Source organism: Streptomyces sp. T39 (assembly GCF_008042045.1).
Lineage (GTDB): Bacteria > Actinomycetota > Actinomycetes > Streptomycetales > Streptomycetaceae > Streptomyces.
Window position 1 is genome coordinate 2,092,588 of the sequence record NZ_RDBP01000012.1, and the last position, 19,101, is coordinate 2,111,688.

A 19,101-nucleotide genomic window follows, 5' to 3' on the forward strand; every position below is an offset into this window, starting at 1 on the left:
GCACACCGGGCCCCCGGGGGCTCAGCCGACGCGGGTGGCGCCGGCGAACGGCATCTCGTCGATCGGCGCGATCCGGATCGGCGCGCCCGGCCGCGGTGCGTGGATCATCCGCCCGTCGCCGATGTAGAGGCCGACATGGGTGACACCGGAGTAGAAGAACACCAGGTCGCCGGGGGCCAGTCGGGAGCGCGGCACCCGCTGTCCCGCGTCGATCTGGGTGTAGGTGGTGCGCGGCAGCGAGACTCCGGCGGCCTTCCACGCCGCCTGGGTCAGTCCCGAGCAGTCGTAGGCGCCGGGCCCGGTGGCGCCCCAGACGTAGGGCTTCCCCAGCGCGCCGTAGGCGTAGGCGACGGCCTTCGCCGCCCTGCTGCCCGGCGCGGCGGCCGGGCCGCGGTGCGGGCCCGAGCGGTCGGCGCGGGCCGGTTCGGCGGTGCCGCGCTCGTAGGCCGCTCGCTGCTCGGCGGTGAGCCGCGCCAGCAGGCGCTCCGCGGCGGCGAGCCGGTCCTGCACGGTGGACTTGTGGCGCAGGAGCTCGCGGCGGCGCTCCTCCAGCTCCGCCACCCGCTTGCTGCCCTCGGCCCGCAGAACGGCGATGCCGGCGATCCGGCGGCGGACGTCGGCGACGGCCCGCGCCTGCCGGTCCCCGACCCGTTCGGCGAGCGCCGCCTGTTCCAGGTAGGCGTCGGGTGCCGAGGTCAGCGCGAGCTGCAGCCCGGGGTCCATGCCCCCCGCGCGGTACTGGGCGGTCGCGAAGGAACCGAGGGCGTCGCGGGAGGCGTTCAGCTGCTCGGTGCTGCGGGCCGCCCGGTCGCGGAGCGCGTCGAGTGCCTCGCGGGCCGTGTCCGAGCGCTCCTTGGCGCCGTTGTACTTCTCGGTGGCCGCTTCCGCCTGCTGGTACAGGGCGTCGACGCGGGCCTTGATCTGTGCGGGCGTGAGGCGCGGCTCGGCGTGGGCGAGACCGCCCGCCGCGGTGGCCGCCGCGCCCGCGAGGGCCAGGGTGGCCGCGGTGCGGGCGGCCGGCCCCGCGAGCGGACGCTGCGGCGCCTTTCGGTGCGGGCTGCGGTGCGGCTTTCGGTGGGCTGCCACGGTGGCGCCGTTCCTTCCGTCGTCCGTCCGCCGGTCCTGACGGTCCGGCGGCACACCGCACGGGGGAGCGGGCATGCCGCCGGACCTTCGGCGGGGGTGGCCGTGCCGCCCGGCTGCACGGCGGCGGTGGGAGCGGCCACCTGGTGCGAGACGCTAGCCCCGGCCGTTACCGGAGCGAGACATGAGGAACACAACTGTCCGAATCTGCCCGCCCGTGCCCGTTTTCGGCGGCTCTGTCGTCCGGTGGAAGGCCCGGTCCGTCCCGCCCCTGACCGAAGTCCGCGAGGAGGGGGACCTGCGGCCGGACCGGTGATATGGCAGGCATAGGCTCCGCAGCATGGACGTACTCATCAATGTCTTCGTGGCCCTGCACATCATCGGCATCGCCTCACTGCTGGGTGGCTTCCTGACCCAGATGAAGGCGATGGGTGCGGGGACGGCCCGCTTCACCCCCGCGATGCTGCACGGCGCGCTGACGATGCTGGTCACCGGCGTCGCGCTGGTGGGCCTCAACCAGGCCGACGACCAGGCGGTGAACAACCTCAAGATCGGCATCAAGCTCGCGGTGCTGGTGGTCGTCCTCGGCCTGGTGTACGTGAAGCGGGACGAGGAGCACGTCGACAAGGCCGTCTTCGGCGCGGTCGGGGGCCTGACGGTCGCCAACATCTTCATCGCGACGCTCTGGACCTGAGGGCGGCGGACCGCCTCGCGCGCAGGGGGCGGCGGCGGCCGGTGAGGCCGCCGCCGCCCCCTGTCGTACGGGCGCCGGGTCCGCAGCCGGGTCAGACCGGGCGGACGCTGCCGTAGATCGGCATGTAGTAGATCGACTCCTCGCGCACGTTGGCCCCCGGCTTCGGGGCGTGGATCATCATGCCGTCGCCGATGTAGATGCCGACGTGGCTGATGTCGTCGTAGAAGAAGACCAGGTCACCGGGGAGCAGATCGGCCGTGGCCACCCGCTTGCCGACCTCCACCTGGTCCCAGGTGGTGCGCGGCAGGTCGACACCGGCCGCCTTCCACGCGGCCTGCGTCAGCCCGGAGCAGTCGTACGAGCTCGGCCCGGTGGCCCCCCAGACGTACGGCTTGCCGATCTGGGCGCGGGCGAAGGCGAGCACCTTGTCGGCCTTGGCCGCATAGCTGCCGTCGGCCGCACCGGTGCCGGTGCCGGTCCCGCCCGACGGCGGCTGCTCCTGCTGCCGCTCCCTCTCCTGCCGGGCCGCCTCGGCCTCGGCGGCGGCGCGGGCCTCGGCCTCCGCCCTGGCCTTCTCCTCCGCCTTCCGCCGCGCCTCCTCCTCCTTCTTCCGCTCGGCGGCCGCGAGCCGGGCCCTCTCCTCGGCCGTGAGCCGGTCGAGGAGGGTGCGGGCCTCGGTGAGCTTGGCCTGCACGGTCCGCTTGCTGGTGCGCAGCGCCTGCTGGGACTCGGTGAGCGACTGGAGCTCCTTGCTCGCCTCCGCCCGCTGCACGGCCGCCGCCGCGCGCTCGTCCTCGTAGTCCCTGACCGCCGTCCGCTGCTGGTCGGTCATGCGGTCCATCAGCTGCGTCTGGTCGAAGTAGGCCTGCGGGCTGTCGGCGAACATCAGCGCCGCGGTCGGGGTGACCGCACCGGTGCGGTACTGCGCGGCGGCGAAGGTGCCGAGCGCGCGACGGGACTCGTTGAGCCGCTCGGCGCGGGTGGCCGCCTCGTCGAGCAGGGTGTCGACCTCGCGCTGCTGCTGGGCCGTGGACTCCTTCGCCCTGTTGTACTCCTGGGTCGCGCTGCCGGCCTGCCGGTAGAGGTCGTCGACCTTCTTCTGCACCTCCTCGATGGAGGGCTTGGGGTCGTTCGGCGAGGCGGTGGCGCTCTGTGTCGACAGGAGGGTCACCCCGGCGAGGGCGGCCGTCGTGAACCCGACGGCGGGGGAGGTCCTGGTGGTGCGACTGCGGATCCTGCGATGCGACGCCAAGGCCGGCATCTCCTTCTTCCGTGGACCGCCTACCGGGTTAGCTGTCGGGTTCGGGCGAACGGAAGGTGCCCTACGGGCCGTGCGGACACGGCCCGATTCACCCCGGTGGTGCTCGTGTGGGTCCCCGGTTCCGAACTGCCCAGCGGTCAGCACGGATTCGGCGCAGTCGACCCGTTCGGCGCGGTTCGCCGGGAGGGGTGCGGGCCGTCTGGTCGAGCACGCTAGCCAATTCGTGCGCGTGCTGTGAAGGTTGATGTTCGATATGTCCGATACATTTTCGTGACCTTCCTCTCCGGGTCCGGTGCGATGGCGTCCCGGAACCACCCGGTCACCCACCGTGCGCCGTCCGTGGCGGGGCGCACGGCGGGGACGGGTCCTGCGGATGCGGCCCCGGAGTGTCGGTGGCTCCGCCTAGACTCGGTAGGCGATGAGCAGCCTCTTTGACGACAGCTTCCTGACCGGTCTCCAGTCCCCCGTGGAGGAGCCCCACGGGGAGGAGCACCCCCCGCCGCCCGAGGAGCACGCGCCGGAGCCGATCCCGGACGACCTCTTCCAGGGCGGCTACGACGTGCCCCCGGCCCGCGAGGGCTACTACCGCGACGGCCACCCGCGCCCCGTGGCGGATCCGGCCGCCCTCCTGGAGGGGCTGAACGAACAGCAGGCCGCCGCGGTCGTCCACACCGGCTCCCCGCTGCTCATCGTCGCCGGCGCCGGCTCCGGCAAGACCCGGGTGCTGACCCACCGCATCGCCCACCTGCTGGGCAGCCGGCACGTCCACCCCGGCCAGATACTGGCGATCACCTTCACCAACAAGGCCGCGGGCGAGATGAAGGAGCGCGTCGAGCAGCTGGTCGGCCCGCGGGCGAACGCCATGTGGGTCATGACGTTCCACAGCGCCTGTGTGCGCATCCTGCGCCGCGAGTCGAAGAGGCTGGGCTTCACCTCGTCGTTCTCGATCTACGACGCCGCCGACTCCAAGCGCCTGATGGCGCTGGTCTGCCGCGATCTGGACCTCGACCCGAAGAAGTTCCCGCCCAAGTCCTTCAGCGCCAAGATCTCGAACCTCAAGAACGAGCTGATCGACGAGGAGAGCTTCGCCGACCAGGCGGCCGACGGGTTCGAGAAGACGCTGGCCGAGGCGTACCGGATGTACCAGTCGCGCCTGCGCGAGGCCAACGCGCTGGACTTCGACGACATCATCATGACGACGGTCCACCTGCTCCAGGCCTTCCCGGACGTGGCCGAGCACTACCGCCGCCGCTTCCGGCACGTCCTGGTCGACGAGTACCAGGACACCAACCACGCCCAGTACACGCTCGTGCGCGAGCTGGTCGGAACCGGCTACGAGGACCTGGGGCCGGCGGAGCTGTGCGTCGTCGGCGACGCCGACCAGTCGATCTACGCCTTCCGCGGCGCGACCATCCGCAACATCCTCCAGTTCGAGGAGGACTACCCGGACGCGACCACGATCCTGCTGGAGCAGAACTACCGCTCCACGCAGACGATCCTGTCCGCCGCCAACGCCGTCATCGAGCGCAACGAGTCCCGCCGCCCGAAGAACCTGTGGACCAACGCCGGCGAGGGCGCCCGGATCACCGGTTACGTGGCGGACACCGAGCACGACGAGGCCCAGTTCGTCGCCGACGAGATCGACCGGCTCACGGACGCGGGCGACGCCCGCGCCGGGGACGTCGCCGTCTTCTACCGCACCAACGCCCAGTCCCGCGTCTTCGAGGAGATCTTCATCCGCGTCGGCCTGCCCTACAAGGTCGTCGGCGGGGTGCGCTTCTACGAGCGCAAGGAGGTCCGGGACGTGCTGGCCTACCTCCGGGTGCTGGCCAACCCGGAGGACGGCGTGCCCCTGCGGCGCATCCTCAACGTGCCCAAGCGCGGCATCGGCGAGCGGGCGGAGGCGATGATCGACGCCCTGTCGCAGCGCGAGAGGATCACCTTCCCGCAGGCGCTCAAGCGGGTCGACGAGGCGTACGGCATGGCCGCCCGCTCGGCCAACGCGGTCAAGCGGTTCAACGTGCTGATGGAGGAGCTGCGGACCATCGCCGAGTCCGGCGCGGGTCCCGCCGTCGTGCTGGAGGCCGTCCTGGAGCGGACGGGCTACCTCGCCGAACTCCAGGCGTCCACCGACCCGCAGGACGAGACCCGTATCGAGAACCTCCAGGAACTGGCCGCCGTGGCGCTGGAGTTCGAGCAGGACCGCTCCGAGGAGGACGGCGCGGGCACGCTCGCGGAGTTCCTCGAGAAGGTCGCGCTCGTGGCCGACTCCGACCAGATCCCCGACGACGAGGAGGAGGGCACCGGCGTCATCACGCTGATGACCCTGCACACCGCGAAGGGGCTGGAGTTCCCGGTGGTCTTCCTGACCGGCATGGAGGACGGCGTCTTCCCGCACATGCGGGCGCTCGGCCAGACCAAGGAACTGGAGGAGGAGCGCCGCCTCGCGTACGTGGGCATCACCCGCGCCCGGGAGCGCCTCTACCTGACGCGCTCGTCGATGCGCAGCGCCTGGGGGCAGCCCTCCTACAACCCGCCGTCGCGCTTCCTGGAGGAGATCCCCGGCGCGCATCTGGACTGGCGGCGCACCGGCCCCATGGCCGCGCCCGCCGGACCGACGTCCGGAATCACCTCGTCGCTGTCGTCGTCCCGTTCGCGCGCGGGCGCGTCCGGCTTCGCGACCCGGCGCACCGGCGACAAGCCCGTGATCGCGCTGTCGGTGGGGGACCGGGTCACGCACGACCAGTTCGGCCTCGGCACGGTCGTGGGCGTGACGGGCTCGGGCTCGGAGGCGCAGGCGACGATCGACTTCGGCGACGAGAAGCCGAAGCGGCTGCTGCTGAGGTACGCGCCGGTGGAGAAGCTCTGACCGCTCCCCCCGCGCGGGGACACGAGAAGGGGGCCGCGTCGCGGCCCCCTTCTCGTTGCGTGTGCTGTCCGGCCGGGCCGGAGCGCGGCTACGTCGGGTCGAGGCCGTGGCTGCGCAGCCAGGTCAGCGGGTCGATCGCGGCGCCACCGCCGGGACGCACCTCGAAGTGCAGGTGCGGGCCGGTGGAGTTGCCGGAGTTGCCCGAGTAGGCGATGACATCGCCCGCCTTGACCGAGCCGCTGCGGATCTTGGTCGTGCTGAGGTGGCAGTACCACGTCTCGGTGCCGTCGGCGGCGGTCACGATGGCCATGTTGCCGTAGGCGCTGTTCCACTGGGTGCGCACGGTGCCGTCCGTGGCGGCGAGGACCTCGGTGCCGTACTGCACCGGGAAGTCGATACCGCTGTGCAGCGACATCCAGTTGACGCCGGACTGGCCGTAGTAGGCGCTCAGGCCGTCCTGCTTGACCGGCAGCACGAACTTCGGGCGCAGTGCCTCGCGGCGGGCCGCCTCTTCCTCGCGCTTCTTCTTCTCCGCCGCCTGGCGTTCCTTGAGGTCGATGCGCTCCTGGGTGCGCGAGGCGCGGTCACCGAAGTCGCGGGCGTCGGCGCTCAGGGCGGCGAGCTGGGTGTCCATCTCGCTGTTGGCGGCGACCGGCTTCACGGAGGCGGGGTCCGCCGTGGCGAGGTTGGCCGTGTCGTCCTTCTTCTCGGCGGCGCCGATGTCGCCCACGGACGCGGCCGCGATACCGGCGACGCCCATCACGCAGGCGGAGGGCACGGCGACGGTGAGGAGGGCGGAGCGCTTGGCGGGCGTACGGCGCCTGCCGCGGCTGCCGCCGGAGCGGCGGACCGGGCGGGGGGTGACCGGTACGGCGGCCATCGTCTGGGTCAGCGCGCTGTGCTGGTCCTGCTCGTCGGCAGCGGCGTCGTCGGCGGGGTGCGCGTGGGCGGCCGGCGCGTCGTGCCCGGTCTCCTCGTCGTACGCCACGGCGTCGTAGGCGGCCTCGTGACCGGGACCGTCGTACTGCGCCGCGTCGTACCCGGTGGCGTCGTGGTCCTGCTGCGCTGACTCGTCGCCGTGCGGGAGGTCGTGCGCGCCCTGCGGGTAGTCCTGGGTCTGCGCGTAGTCCGGGGCCCGGGCGTAGTCCTCTCCGGGGAGGAGACCGGCGTCGGCGGACTGGTACGGGGCGTAACCGCCCGTGTCGTACCCGGTGGCCGGAACGAACTCCTGCTCGGGGGCGAACTGTTGCGGTACGAGCCCTTCCGGCGTGTCCGCGCCCGGGTTCCAGGCGGTGGCGTCGAAGGCTCCGGTGTCGGCGGAGGGGGAGGCCCACTGCCCCGTCGTGTCGTACGCGAAGGTGGCGGCGGCGGTCTCGTAGCCGCCCGTCTCGCCGGCCTGGTTCCAGGCGCTCGCGTCCCACTGGCCGGTGGTGTCGTACTGCGCGTACTGCTGGTCGTACTGCGGCTGTTGGGCCGACGCGTAGGCGTCGTAGCCGGCGGTCTGCGCGGACGCGTCCCAGGCGGAGGCGTCGTACTGGCCGCTGTGGCCCGCTTCGTGGCCGCCCGGCATGGCGCCGAAGAGCGGATCCGAATCGAAGCTGCCGGTGGCGTAGCCGGCGTACCCGGCGTGGGCGTGCTGGTCGTTCACCAACTTCTCTCTCGCCTCGGCAGCAGGACCTGCGTCCGGAGCCGTGTGAAGCGGGGCCCCAGGGGGAAGCAGTGGCGTGACTGTACCCGGCGGTATGCGATGGCGACAATCTTCGGCGGCATCTCGCCTGTCAGGAAACGGGCATTCGGCCGTCTTTCGGTGGAGTGCGTGCCGAGCTTTGGCCCTACGTTCGACAACTGTTCGAAAACGGGTCAGGCGACGGCCTCCGCGGGACCCGCCACCCGCGTCCCCGGGGCGAGGGCTTCCCGGATGCCGGCGGCGACCGCGGGGTGAACGGGCAGTGCGAGATGGCCGATCCCGCTGACCGGCACGTTCTCCGCGATCAGGTCGGGGTGGTCCAGGCGGGCGCTCTCCACTGGCACCATGATCCGGTCCAGATCGCTCCAGAAGCTGACGAAACGGGTCCGGCAGCCCGGTGCGGGAGCGCGCAGTTCCTCGATCACCGAGGAGCCGGGACGCATCTGGCGCACGATCGGATGCACACCCGCGAGCGGCGCCACCGAGGTGCCCGCATGCGGTGTCCCGAGGGTCACCAGGGTGCGCACCCGCCGGTCGCCGCCGAGGCGCTGCACGTAGTAACGGGCGATCAGGCCGCCGAGGCTGTGTCCCACGATGTCCACCTCGCCGCGTCCGGTGCGGGCGCAGACCTCTTCCACATGCCGGCCCAGCAGATCGGCCGCGGCGCGGATGTCGCAGGTGAGAGGGGAGTAGTTGAGGCAGGCCACCTGGTGCGGGCCCTGCTGCGCGAGTGCCCGGCGCAGCAGGACGAACACCGAGCGGTTGTCGGCGAAGCCGTGCAGCAGCACGGTGGGGACGGTGTCCCCGGCGGGCAGGTGTGCCGTGCCCGCGGGCGGCCGGCCGGCACGTCCCGGTGCGGGGCGCTCCGGCGTCAGTCCGGTCGGATAGAGCACCAGATGACCGGCGAGGATCACCAGCTCGAGCGCGGTCGCCCGCACCAGGGCGGAGGGGACGCGGAACCGGCGCAGTTCGCCGAGGCAGCGGACCGTCAACTGCGCGGCGAGCCGCGAGGCGAGCGGGCCGAGGGGTGCTGCGAGGGATCCGAGGGGCGAGGGCAGTTGCAGAGGCTTCACGGCGACCTCCCGGCGGCGCGGCTCGTCCGCACGCCCTGCCCGCGGCGGGGCGCCCGCGGCTGCGCCCTCGGCAGGGCGTGCTCAGCGGTGGCGTGCGGTGCGTCGGTGGTCCGCGACGGGCCGTACCACCGAGCCGTGCGGCTGTCGGCTCGGTGGTACGGCCACCCGTGTGGACCTGCGGCGGCTCCCGTGACGTGCTGAACGGGTGCCGCGCGCCGGGGGGCCCGCGCGGTGCCTGGTGCCGGTGCGACGCTCACGAAAAATGTCCCAGGTGTGATTTCCCCCTCCCCGCGTCCCGCGAAACGGCGGCTTGCGGGATGCTGGACAACGGCAGATAACGTTCGTTCACTCCGTGCGCCGCACCCCTGGCGCGCGGCAGCCCGTGCCAGGCGGCGTTTCGGTAGGTGGAGGCAGTGATGGGTGTGACGGGTCCGATCCGCGTAGTGGTCGCCAAGCCGGGCCTCGACGGCCACGACCGGGGCGCCAAGGTGATCGCGAGGGCGCTGCGGGACGCCGGTATGGAGGTCATCTACACCGGGCTGCACCAGACGCCCGAGCAGATCGTGGACACCGCGATCCAGGAGGACGCGGACGCGATCGGCCTCTCCATCCTCTCCGGCGCGCACAACACGCTCTTCGCCAAGGTGATCGAGCTGCTGAAGGACCGTGAGGCGGAGGACATCAAGGTGTTCGGGGGCGGCATCATCCCCGAGGCGGACATCGCGCAGCTCAAGGAGATGGGCGTCGCGGAGATCTTCACGCCCGGCGCGACGACGGTGTCCATCGTGGAATGGGTGAACGCGAACGTGCGCGTCGCGGCGTAGCCCGCGCCCCGGGCGCGGCCACCCGGTGGTCCGTGCCCGGCACGCGCAGGTGCCGGGCACGGCGGACACCCGGTGGCACGAGCCCTCCCGCACGCGCCCCGGCGGTCAGCCGAGCTCCGCGTGCATCGTGGCGCGCAGGCGGAGGGTGGAGACGAGACGCTGGAACGCCTCCGACCAGTAGCCGCCCGCCCCCGGGGACGCGTCCTCCGGCTCGTCGGGGGTCGCGGTGAGGATCTCCAGGCGGGCGGCCTCCGACGGATCGAGACAGCGTTCCGCCAGGCCCATCACGCCGCTGAAGCTCCACGGATAGCTGCCGGCGTCCCGGGCGATGTCCAGGGCGTCGACGACGGCGCGGCCCAGGGGCCCGGCCCACGGCACCGCGCAGACGCCGAGCAGCTGGAAGGCCTCCGACAGCCCGTGGGCGGCGATGAACTCGGCGACCCAGCCGGCCCGTTCCTCCTCCGGCAGGGTCGCGAGGAGCTTCGACCGCTCGGCCGGTGACGTGGTGCCCGGGCCGGCCGACGGCGGGGCCGCGGGCCGGCGGCGGCGCGCCCGCGCCGGGCCGTCAGCCACTCCTGGGCCCAGTCCGGGACGTCGGACGGGCCGACCGCCGCCGTGTCCCGGGACCACAGGAGGAGCAGGCCGACGGCGTGCTTGCAGGGGAACTTCCGGCTCGGGCAACTGCACGAGAAGGCGGGGCCGGTGAGGTCCACGACGGTCCGGTACGGACGGCTGCCGCTGCCCTTGCACAGACCCCAGACGGCCCCCGCGCCGTCGGAGCCCGCGCCCGACCACGGCCCGGCGGTGGAGAGTCCGGCTCCCGCCGTGCGTGACGCGGCGTCAGGTGCCATGGAGAGCACCTGTTCCGGTGTCCAGCGCGCTCCCGTAATCGCGGGGTCCCCGTTGATTCGCAGCATGGGTACGACGCTAGGCCCGGCCACTGACAATCGCTTCGACCTGCGAACTCGCCGGGGGGAGGTGGTCGTTGCCGGCGTTCCGCACGGGTGGGACCTGCCGGACGTGGGGAACCGAGGTCCCGTACGAACCGCTTCGCCCGCGCAAGGTGCTCGCGGAGGGGACCGGGGAGGGCTCACGACCGCCGGCGGCCGCATCGGCGAGTCGCCGGCCGGCACCGTGCCGCTTCCCAACTCCCCTCCACAGGACGTCTGCACGGTGGTGACCTGCGACGACGGCCGATTGTCAGTGGCGTGGTGCACGGTGGTCCCACATCGGGTCGAACGATCTGGAGGGGGATCCATGACCGTGTCCGCCACTGCCGCGAACAGCCCGGCCGAGGCCCTGAGGCCGCACGCGGAGGACGCCTTCGCCGCCGAACTGGAGGCGCTCGCCGCGCACGACGACCGCCCGCGCCCGGCCAACTGGCGGCTCTCGCCCTGGGCCGTCGCCACCTATCTGCTCGGCGGCACCCTCGCCGACGGCACCGTCGTCACCCCGAAGTACATCGGCCCGCGCAGGATCGTCGAGGTCGCCGTCACCACCCTGGCGACCGACCGGGCGCTGCTGCTCCTCGGTGTGCCGGGCACCGCCAAGACCTGGGTGTCGGAGCACCTTGCCGCCGCCGTCAGCGGCGACTCGACCCTGCTCGTCCAGGGGACGGCGGGCACCCCCGAGGAGGCCATCCGCTACGGGTGGAACTACGCCCGGCTCCTCGCCGACGGGCCCAGCCGCGAGGCCCTCGTGCCCGGTCCCGTCATGCGCGCCATGGCGGAGGGCATGACGGCGCGCGTCGAGGAACTGACCCGCATCCCCGCCGACGTCCAGGACACCCTGATCACGATCCTGTCCGAGAAGACGCTGCCGGTGCCGGAGCTCGGCCAGGAGGTCCAGGCGGTCCGCGGCTTCAACCTGATCGCCACGGCCAATGACCGCGACCGCGGGGTCAACGACCTGTCCAGCGCGCTGCGCAGGCGTTTCAACACCGTCGTCCTGCCGCTTCCCGCCACCTCCGACGCCGAGGTGGACATCGTCGCCCGCCGGGTGGACCAGCTCGGGCGCTCGCTCGACCTGCCCGCCGTGCCCGAGGGCCTGGCGGAGATCCGCCGGGTGGTCACCGTCTTCCGGGAGCTGCGGGACGGGGTGTCCGCCGACGGGCGCACCAAGCTCAAGTCGCCCTCGGGCACGCTCTCCACGGCCGAGGCGATCTCCGTCGTCACCGGCGGCCTCGCGCTCGCCGCGCATTTCGGCGACGGCGTGCTGCGCCCGCAGGACATGGCGGCCGGGATCCTCGGCGCGGTCGTCCGCGACCCGGCCGCCGACCGCGTGATCTGGCAGGAGTACCTGGAGACCGTGGTGCGCGAGCGGGAGGGGTGGAAGGACTTCTACCGCGCCTGCCGCGAGGTGAGCGCATGACCGGCCCCCTCCTCCTGGGGGTCCGTCACCACGGTCCGGGATCGGCCCGTGCGGTCCGTGCGGCACTCGACGCGGCTGCCCCCGCCGCGGTCCTGATCGAGGGGCCCCCGGAGGGCGACGGGCTGCTGCACCTGGCGGCCGACGAGGACATGCGGCCCCCGGTCGCCCTGCTCGCCCACGCCGTGGACGATCCCGGCCGCTCGGCGTTCTGGCCCTTCGCCGGCTTCAGCCCCGAATGGGTGGCCGTCCGCTGGGCCCTGGCCCACGAGGTGCCCGTCCGCTTCATCGACCTGCCCGCCGCGCACTCCCTCGCCATGGACCCGTCCGGTGACGCCCCGGCCCCCGCGGCAGGCGACGACGACGGAGCCGCGGGCGGGCCCGGCGGAGCGGCACCGGACGGCGGCGCCGACGGGGGGACGGCCCCCGGCACCGGCGGTCCCGCCGTACGGATCGACCCGATCCGGGTGCTGGCGGACGCCGCCGGCTACGACGACCCCGAGCGCTGGTGGGAGGACGCCGTCGAGCACCGGGGCGGCGACGGCCCGGCCGACGCCCTCGCCCCGTTCGCCGCGCTCGCGGAGGCCATGACCGCCCTGCGGGAGACCTACGGGCACGGGGGACACGAACGGGACCTGGTCCGCGAGGCCCATATGCGGCTCGCACTGCGGGCCGCGCGCAAGGAGTTCGGCGACGGCATCGCCGTCGTGTGCGGAGCATGGCACGTCCCGGCCCTCGCCGAGCGCAGGACGGTCGCAGCGGACAAGGCGCTGCTCAAGGGCCTGCCGAAGGTGAGGACGGAGACGACCTGGGTGCCGTGGACGCACCGCAGGCTCTCCCGTCGCTCCGGATACGGCGCGGGCATCGACTCGCCCGGCTGGTACGGCCATCTCTTCGACGTCCCCGACCGGCCGGTCGAGCGCTGGATGACCAGGGTCGCGGGGCTGCTGCGCGCGGAGGACCGCCTCGTGTCCTCCGCGCACGTCATCGAGGCGGTCCGCCTCGCGGAGACCCTCGCGGTCGTCCGGGGCCGCCCCCTCCCCGGCCTCGGCGAGACGACCGACGCCGTGCGCGCCGTGATGTGCGACGGCTCCGACGTACCGCTGGACCTGGTGTGGGACAGGCTCGTCGTGGGTGACGTGCTCGGCGAGGTGCCCGACGCCGCGCCCGCGGTGCCCCTCCAGCGCGACCTCGCCCGGCAGCAGCGCGGCCTGCGGCTGAAGCCGGAGGCGACGGAACGGGAACGGGAACTCGACCTGCGCAAGGACGGCGACGCGGGCCGGAGCCTGCTGTTGCACCGGCTGCGGCTCCTCGGCATCGGCTGGGGAGAGCCGGCCGCCGGCCGCGGCAGCACGGGCACCTTCCGCGAGACATGGCGGCTGCGCTGGGAGCCCGAGCTCTTCGTCAGGGTGGCCGAGGCCGGTGTGTGGGGCACCACGGTGCTCGCCGCCGCGACGGCGAAGGCCCGGTCCGATGCGGCGTCCGCCGGGTCCCTCGGCGAGGTCACGGCCCTGGCCGAGCAGTGCCTGCTGGCCGGGCTGCCGGACGCCCTGCCCGTGGTGATGGCGGCGCTGGCCGACCGCGCGGCGCTCGACACGGACGTCGGCCACCTCGCCCGCGCCCTCCCCGCCCTCGCCCGCTCCCTGCGCTACGGGGACGTCCGGTCCACCGACACCACGGCGCTCGGCGAGGTGGCGGCGGGCATCGCGGAGCGGATCTGCGTCGGACTGCCCCCCGCCTGCACCGGCCTCGACGGCGACGCCGCCGCGGAGATGCGCGGCCTGATCGACGGCGTGCACGCGGCCGTCGCCCTGCTGCCGGGTGCGGCGGGGATCACCGGCCGCTGGCGCGACGTGCTGCGCCGGCTGGCCGCCCGGGACACCGTCCCCGGCGTCGTGCGGGGCCGCTCGGCACGGCTGCTCCTGGACGAGGGGCAGCTCGCGGAGGACGAGGCGGCCCGGCTGATGGGGCTCGCGCTCTCGCCCGCCGTGCCGCCCGCGCAGGCGGCGGCCTGGATCGAGGGCTTCGTCGGCGGCGAGTCCGGCGGCGGACTGCTGCTCGTCCACGACGAGCGGCTGCTCGGGCTGGTGGACTCCTGGCTGACCGGCGTGCCCGCGCACGCCTTCACCGATGTGCTGCCCCTGCTGCGCCGCACCTTCTCCGCGTACGAGCCCGGCGTCCGCCGCACCCTCGGCGAACTGGTGCGCCGCGGACCCGCCACGGCGGGCACGGCGGCTCCGGTACCGGCGGCCCCCGGCTTCGGACCCGGCCTCGACGAGGCACGGGCCGACGCCGTCCTGCCGGTGGTGCGTCTGCTGCTGGGCGCCGATGCCGCTGCCGCACCCGGCTCCTCTGCCGGACCCGATGCCCCCGGCGGACCCGATGCCCCCGGCGGACCCGATGCCCCCGCCGGACCCGATGCCCCTGCCGGACCCGGCGCCGCGGGCGGCTCCGGCGTCCGCCACCACGACCTCGCGGGAGTGACCCGATGACCACGCACCCGGCCGCCCCGACGGCCGAGACCGGTCGGGCCGGCACGGCGGGGACCGCGCCGGACGCGCACGACGAGCGGCTGCGGCGCTGGCGCCTGGTGCTCGGCGGCGACGCCGCGGACGGCACGGGCCTCGCCCTCACCGGCACGGACGCGGCCATGGACGGCGCCCTCGCCTCGCTCTACGGCGCCCGCCCCGCCGGCCAGGGCAGGGGCGGCGGCAGGTCGGCCGGCCTCGGCGCGTCCGCGCCCTCGGTGGCCCGCTGGCTGGGCGACATCCGCACCTACTTCCCCGCCTCCGTGGTCCAGGTGATGCAGCGCGACGCGATCGACCGGCTCGGTCTGTCCGCGCTCCTGCTGGAGCCCGAGATGCTGGAGGCGGTCGAGGCGGACGTGCACCTCGTGGGCACCCTGCTCTCCCTCACCAAGGTGATGCCGGAGACGACGAAGGAGACGGCACGGGCCGTGGTCCGCAAGGTCGTGGACGAACTGGAGAAGAAGCTCGCCACCCGTACGCGGTCGGCACTGACCGGCGCGCTGGACCGTTCGGCGCGGATCAGCCGCCCCCGGCACCGCGACATCGACTGGGACCGCACCATCCGGGCGAACCTCGGGAACTACCTCCCCGAGTACCGCACGGTCGTCCCCGAGCGGCTCATCGGCTACGGGCGCGCGTCGCGGTCGGTGAGGAAGGACGTGGTGCTCTGCGTCGACCAGTCGGGGTCCATGGCGGCGTCCGTCGTCCACGCGTCCGTCTTCGGTGCGGTCCTGGCGTCGATGCGCTCCCTCGCCACCCGGCTGGTCGTCTTCGACACCGCCGTCGTCGATCTCACGGACCAGCTGGACGACCCGGTGGACGTGCTCTTCGGCACGCAGCTCGGCGGCGGGACGGACATCAACCGGGCGCTCGCCTACTGCCAGTCGCGGATCACCCGCCCCGCCGACACGGTCGTCGTGCTGATCAGCGACCTCTACGAGGGCGGCATACGCGACGAGATGCTCAAGCGGGTCGCCGCCATGAAGGCGGCGGGCGTGCAGTTCGTCGCGCTGCTCGCACTGTCGGACGAGGGGGCACCCGCCTACGACCGGGACCACGCGGCCGCCCTGGCCGCCCTCGGCGCGCCGGCCTTCGCCTGCACACCGGACCTCTTCCCCGAGGTCATGGCGGCGGCGATCGAGAAGCGCCCCCTGCCGATACCGGCCCCGGCCTGACCAGGGGCACGGCGCGGGTGACCCCGCGCCGTGCCCCACGGTGCGCCGCCGCTCACAGCCCGCGGTCCACGCAGGTGAGGCGGGGGCCTGTGACCGTAATCACCGCCCAGGTGTGATCTGCGATTTAGGGACCCGCGCAATGCGGGGATAACCTGCCAGGCGGACATGCCGCGCCCACGGACACCGTGTGTGCCTCCCTTGTGACAGCGCTCGTCACGTTGCCCTTCGCGGCACTGCCCACGCAGACAACGAACCGCGATCATCAGAAAAGGGACGGACGCGCGTGGACCTGTTCGAGTACCAGGCGAGGGACCTCTTCGCCAAGCACGGTGTACCGGTGCTGGCCGGTGAAGTCATCGACACGCCTGAGGCGGCGCGCGAGGCGACGGAGCGACTGGGCGGCAAGTCGGTCGTCAAGGCGCAGGTCAAGGTCGGCGGCCGCGGCAAGGCCGGCGGCGTGAAGCTGGCCGCCACCCCGGACGAGGCCGTCGCCCGGGCGACGGACATCCTCGGGATGGACATCAAGGGCCACACGGTCCACAAGGTGATGATCGCGGAGACCGCTCCGGAGATCGTCGAGGAGTACTACGTCTCGTACCTCCTCGACCGCACCAACCGCACCTTCCTCGCCATGGCCTCCGTCGCCGGCGGCATGGACATCGAGGAGGTCGCCGAGAAGACCCCCGAGAAGCTGGCGAAGGTCCCGGTCGACGCCAACACCGGCGTCACCATCGAGAAGGCCCGCGACATCGTCGCCCAGGCGCAGTTCCCGGCCGAGGTCGCGGAGAAGGTCGCCGAGGTCCTCGTGACCCTGTGGGACACCTTCATCGCCGAGGACGCGCTCCTCGTCGAGGTGAACCCGCTCGCGAAGGTCGCCGGCGGCGACATCCTGGCGCTGGACGGCAAGGTCTCGCTCGACGAGAACGCCGAGTTCCGTCAGCCGGGTCACGAGGAGTTCGTGGACCACGCCGCAGCCAACCCGCTCGAGGCTGCCGCCAAGGCCAAGAACCTCAACTACGTGAAGCTCGAGGGCGAGGTCGGCATCATCGGCAACGGTGCCGGTCTGGTCATGTCGACCCTGGACGTCGTCGCGTACGCCGGTGAGAACCACGGTGGCGTGAAGCCGGCCAACTTCCTCGACATCGGCGGCGGCGCGTCCGCCCAGGTGATGGCGAACGGCCTGGAGATCATCCTCGGCGACCCGGACGTCAAGTCCGTCTTCGTCAACGTCTTCGGCGGCATCACCGCCTGCGACGAGGTCGCCAACGGCATCGTCCAGGCTCTCGCCCTGCTCGCCGAGAAGGGCGAGGAGGTCTCCAAGCCGCTGGTCGTCCGTCTGGACGGCAACAACGCGGAGCTGGGTCGCAAGATCCTCTCCGACGCCAACCACCCGCTGGTCCAGCGCGTGGACACCATGGACGGCGCGGCCGACAAGGCCGCCGAGCTCGCCGCTGCGGCCAAGTAAGGGAAGAGGGACTGTAGAACCATGGCTATCTTCCTGAACAAGGACAGCAAGGTCATCGTCCAGGGCATGACCGGTGCCACGGGCATGAAGCACACCAAGCTGATGCTCGGCGACGGCACCAACATCGTCGGCGGCGTGAACCCGCGCAAGGCCGGCACCTCCGTCGACTTCGACGGCACCGAGGTACCGGTCTTCGGCTCCGTCGCCGAGGCGATGGAGAAGACGGGCGCCGACGTCTCCGTCCTCTTCGTCCCGCCGGCCTTCGCCAAGGCCGCCGTCGTCGAGGCGATCGACGCCGAGATCCCGCTCGCGGTCGTCATCACCGAGGGCATCGCCGTCCACGACTCCGCCGCCTTCTGGGCGTACGCGACGTCCAAGGGCAACAAGACCCGCATCATCGGCCCGAACTGCCCCGGCCTCATCACGCCGGGCCAGTCGAACGCCGGCATCATCCCGGGCGACATCACCAAGCCCGGCCGCATCGGTCTGGTGTCCAAGTCGGGCACCCTGACCTACCAGATGATGTACGAGCTCCGTGACATCGGCTTCTCGTCCGCCGTCGGCATCGGTGGCGACCCGGTCATCGGCACCACGCACATCGACGCCCTCGCGGCGTTCGAGGCCGACCCCGAGACCGACCTGATCGTCATGATCGGCGAGATCGGCGGCGACGCCGAGGAGCGTGCGGCCGACTTCATCAAGGCCAACGTCACCAAGCCGGTCGTCGGTTACGTCGCGGGCTTCACCGCGCCCGAGGGCAAGACCATGGGCCACGCCGGCGCCATCGTCTCCGGCTCCTCCGGCACCGCCCAGGCGAAGAAGGAGGCCCTGGAGGCCGCCGGCGTGAAGGTCGGCAAGACGCCGACCGAGACCGCCAAGCTGGCGCGCGCCATCCTCGCGGGCTGACGTCCGCACCGGGTGCCGCACGGTTCCCGACACGCGTGAGGGCCCGCCCCCGGTTCACGGGGGCGGGCCCTCACGCGTGCGCGGCGCTGGTTCAGCCGAGGCCGGGCAGGAGCCGCTCCGGACCGGCCGCGGGCTCGGCGGCGAGCCGGTCGCGCAGCTTGCGGTCCTCCGCGGTGAGCCGCTGGGGTCCGTTGTGCGGCGCCGGGACGCCCTCGACCTGCCGCGTGGGCGGCATCGGCGGCTCGTAGTGCCCCGGTGAGGTGAGCAGCGCGAGCGCCGTGGCGGCCGCGATGAGGGCCGTGGCGACGACGACGACCCTGGTCCACACCTCGGCGCGCCGTTCGCATCCGGTGCGCACGTCCCGCGCGGGGGACGGGCCGGGGTCGGGCCCGCCGGAGACGAGCGCGCGCAGTTCGTCCTGGAGCGCGTCCTCGCCGGCCAGGCGGGGGAGCTGTCCGGCCACGGCCTCCCGTGCGTGCAGGACGCGGTGGGCCGCGGCGGGGGTGCTGGCCTCGGTCTCGGCGGCCGTCTCGGGCAGATCGAGCCCGAGCCCGTCGTAGAGCAGCAGGGTGCGCAGGTAGGCGGGCGGCAGCGCGTGCAGTGCGGCGAGCAGTTCGCGCCGGGCCGGCTCGGCGGGCGGCTCGTCGGGGTGACGGTGCACGGGGCGCAGCCGGTGCCAGGGGGACATCGCGTACTCGTACGCCGCGGCGCGCACCCAGCCCGCCGGGTCGCGGTCCGTGGCGACCTCGGGCCACCGGTGCCAGGCCAGCTGGAAGGCGCGTTCGACCGCTTCGTGGGAGAGCCGGCGACGGCCGGTGAGGACGAAGGTCTGGCGGACGAGGTCCGCCGCGGCGTGGGTGTAGAGCAGGTCGAACGCCTCCTCGGGGGTGAGGGGGGCGGGGTGTGCCCCGCCCGCCGGCGTCGTCTCCGTTCCGTTCCCCGGCGCCTCGTCCGCCGGCGCGGGCTCGCCGGGCGGCTCGACCGCCCCGGCGCGAGCGTGCCCCGCGCCCTTGCCGAGGGGCGCCTTGGGCGGGGAGGCCGGCGTGTCGAGGGCGGTGTCCGCGTGCGCCTCCGGCGAGCCCGCGCCGGCGGACGAGGCGCCGGGGAACGGAACGGAGACGACGCCGGCGGGCGGGGCACACCCCGCCCCCCTCACCCCCGAGGAGGCG

At 73.4% G+C, this 19,101-nt stretch carries 13 protein-coding genes, 2 pseudogenes and 1 riboswitch; of the genes and pseudogenes, 8 read left to right on the top strand and 7 right to left on the bottom strand.

From position 1 onward, the window contains the following. Positions 1-21: 21 nt before the first annotated feature. On the bottom strand, positions 22-1,086 hold the full coding sequence (locus EAO77_RS10525; RefSeq protein ID WP_147987744.1) for a C40 family peptidase: 1,065 nt from the start codon (positions 1,084-1,086) through the stop codon (positions 22-24). A gap of 337 nt (positions 1,087-1,423) precedes the next feature. Here EAO77_RS10525 and EAO77_RS10530 point away from each other — a divergent pair, with 337 nt between their 5' ends. Further along, positions 1,424-1,777, top strand: a complete 354-nt coding sequence (locus EAO77_RS10530) for a hypothetical protein (protein WP_147987745.1) — start codon at positions 1,424-1,426, stop codon at positions 1,775-1,777. 91 nt (positions 1,778-1,868) lie between these two features. Here the strand turns inward: EAO77_RS10530 and EAO77_RS10535 are convergent, their stop codons facing one another. Next, complete coding sequence (locus EAO77_RS10535; protein WP_147987746.1) at positions 1,869-3,038, bottom strand: C40 family peptidase; 1,170 nt, start codon at positions 3,036-3,038, stop codon at positions 1,869-1,871. Position 3,039: 1 nt separating this feature from the next. Further along, positions 3,040-3,202: riboswitch (cyclic di-AMP (ydaO/yuaA leader) on the bottom strand. Between the two features lie 254 nt (positions 3,203-3,456). Here EAO77_RS10535 and pcrA point away from each other — a divergent pair. Next, positions 3,457-5,907 carry a DNA helicase PcrA gene (gene pcrA / locus EAO77_RS10540; RefSeq protein WP_147987747.1) on the top strand — a complete coding sequence of 817 codons (2,451 nt, stop codon included), beginning with the start codon at positions 3,457-3,459 and terminating at the stop codon, positions 5,905-5,907. A gap of 88 nt (positions 5,908-5,995) precedes the next feature. On the opposite strand, the gene EAO77_RS10545 is transcribed toward pcrA, so the two are convergent. Together EAO77_RS10545 and EAO77_RS10550 are read right to left on the bottom strand one after the other, a co-directional pair. Continuing rightward, positions 5,996-7,555: a M23 family metallopeptidase gene (locus tag EAO77_RS10545; protein WP_147987748.1), complete on the bottom strand. Its 1,560-nt coding sequence runs from the start codon at positions 7,553-7,555 to the stop codon at positions 5,996-5,998. A 212-nt stretch (positions 7,556-7,767) separates the two neighbouring features. Continuing rightward, entirely contained in the window at positions 7,768-8,586 is an 819-nt protein-coding gene (locus EAO77_RS10550; protein ID WP_147989065.1) for an esterase/lipase family protein, read from the bottom strand. 497 nt (positions 8,587-9,083) lie between these two features. On the opposite strand from EAO77_RS10550, the gene EAO77_RS10555 reads away from it, so the two are divergent. Next, entirely contained in the window at positions 9,084-9,491 is a 408-nt protein-coding gene (locus EAO77_RS10555) for a cobalamin B12-binding domain-containing protein (protein ID WP_147987749.1), read from the top strand. A 105-nt stretch (positions 9,492-9,596) separates the two neighbouring features. On the opposite strand, the pseudogene EAO77_RS39910 reads toward EAO77_RS10555, so the two are convergent. Next, positions 9,597-10,028 (bottom strand): annotated as a pseudogene (locus EAO77_RS39910) (hypothetical protein); the annotation flags it as partial. Continuing rightward, a pseudogene (locus EAO77_RS39915) lies at positions 10,018-10,408 on the bottom strand (SWIM zinc finger family protein); the annotation flags it as partial. The pseudogenes EAO77_RS39915 and EAO77_RS39910, both read right to left, overlap by 11 nt. A gap of 340 nt (positions 10,409-10,748) precedes the next feature. Here EAO77_RS39915 and EAO77_RS10570 point away from each other — a divergent pair. From EAO77_RS10570 to sucD, 5 genes are all read left to right on the top strand, one after another. Next, positions 10,749-11,861 carry an ATP-binding protein gene (locus EAO77_RS10570; protein WP_147987752.1) on the top strand — a complete coding sequence of 371 codons (1,113 nt, stop codon included), beginning with the start codon at positions 10,749-10,751 and terminating at the stop codon, positions 11,859-11,861. Beyond that, positions 11,858-14,350, top strand: a complete 2,493-nt coding sequence (locus EAO77_RS10575) for a DUF5682 family protein (RefSeq protein ID WP_222723651.1) — start codon at positions 11,858-11,860, stop codon at positions 14,348-14,350. Before EAO77_RS10570 ends, EAO77_RS10575 begins: the two co-directional genes overlap by 4 nt. Then, entirely contained in the window at positions 14,347-15,561 is a 1,215-nt protein-coding gene (locus EAO77_RS10580) for a VWA domain-containing protein (protein ID WP_147987753.1), read from the top strand. The genes EAO77_RS10575 and EAO77_RS10580 overlap by 4 nt, the downstream gene beginning before the upstream one ends. Positions 15,562-15,844: 283 nt before the next feature. Then, positions 15,845-17,026: an ADP-forming succinate--CoA ligase subunit beta gene (sucC, locus tag EAO77_RS10585; protein WP_147987754.1), complete on the top strand. Its 1,182-nt coding sequence runs from the start codon at positions 15,845-15,847 to the stop codon at positions 17,024-17,026. Between the two features lie 21 nt (positions 17,027-17,047). Beyond that, positions 17,048-17,932 (top strand): succinate--CoA ligase subunit alpha, encoded by an 885-nt coding sequence (sucD, locus tag EAO77_RS10590; protein WP_147987755.1) that lies wholly within the window; start codon positions 17,048-17,050, stop codon positions 17,930-17,932. A gap of 91 nt (positions 17,933-18,023) precedes the next feature. Here the strand turns inward: sucD and EAO77_RS10595 are convergent. Continuing rightward, positions 18,024-19,101 (bottom strand): DNA-directed RNA polymerase sigma-70 factor (locus tag EAO77_RS10595; protein WP_261993856.1); only part of this gene is annotated, 1,078 nt, incomplete at its 5' end.

Bases quoted from the DNA above. Each gene is read 5' to 3' on its own strand.
- EAO77_RS10530 (WP_147987745.1), top strand. From the start codon at position 1,424: ATGGACGTACTCATCAATGTCTTCGTGGCCCTGCACATCATCGGCATC.
- EAO77_RS10535 (WP_147987746.1), bottom strand. From the start codon at position 3,038: ATGCCGGCCTTGGCGTCGCATCGCAGGATCCGCAGTCGCACCACCAGG.
- pcrA (WP_147987747.1), top strand. From the start codon at position 3,457: ATGAGCAGCCTCTTTGACGACAGCTTCCTGACCGGTCTCCAGTCCCCC.
- EAO77_RS10555 (WP_147987749.1), top strand. From the start codon at position 9,084: ATGGGTGTGACGGGTCCGATCCGCGTAGTGGTCGCCAAGCCGGGCCTC.
- EAO77_RS10570 (WP_147987752.1), top strand. From the start codon at position 10,749: ATGACCGTGTCCGCCACTGCCGCGAACAGCCCGGCCGAGGCCCTGAGG.
- EAO77_RS10575 (WP_222723651.1), top strand. From the start codon at position 11,858: ATGACCGGCCCCCTCCTCCTGGGGGTCCGTCACCACGGTCCGGGATCG.
- EAO77_RS10580 (WP_147987753.1), top strand. From the start codon at position 14,347: ATGACCACGCACCCGGCCGCCCCGACGGCCGAGACCGGTCGGGCCGGC.
- sucD (WP_147987755.1), top strand. From the start codon at position 17,048: ATGGCTATCTTCCTGAACAAGGACAGCAAGGTCATCGTCCAGGGCATG.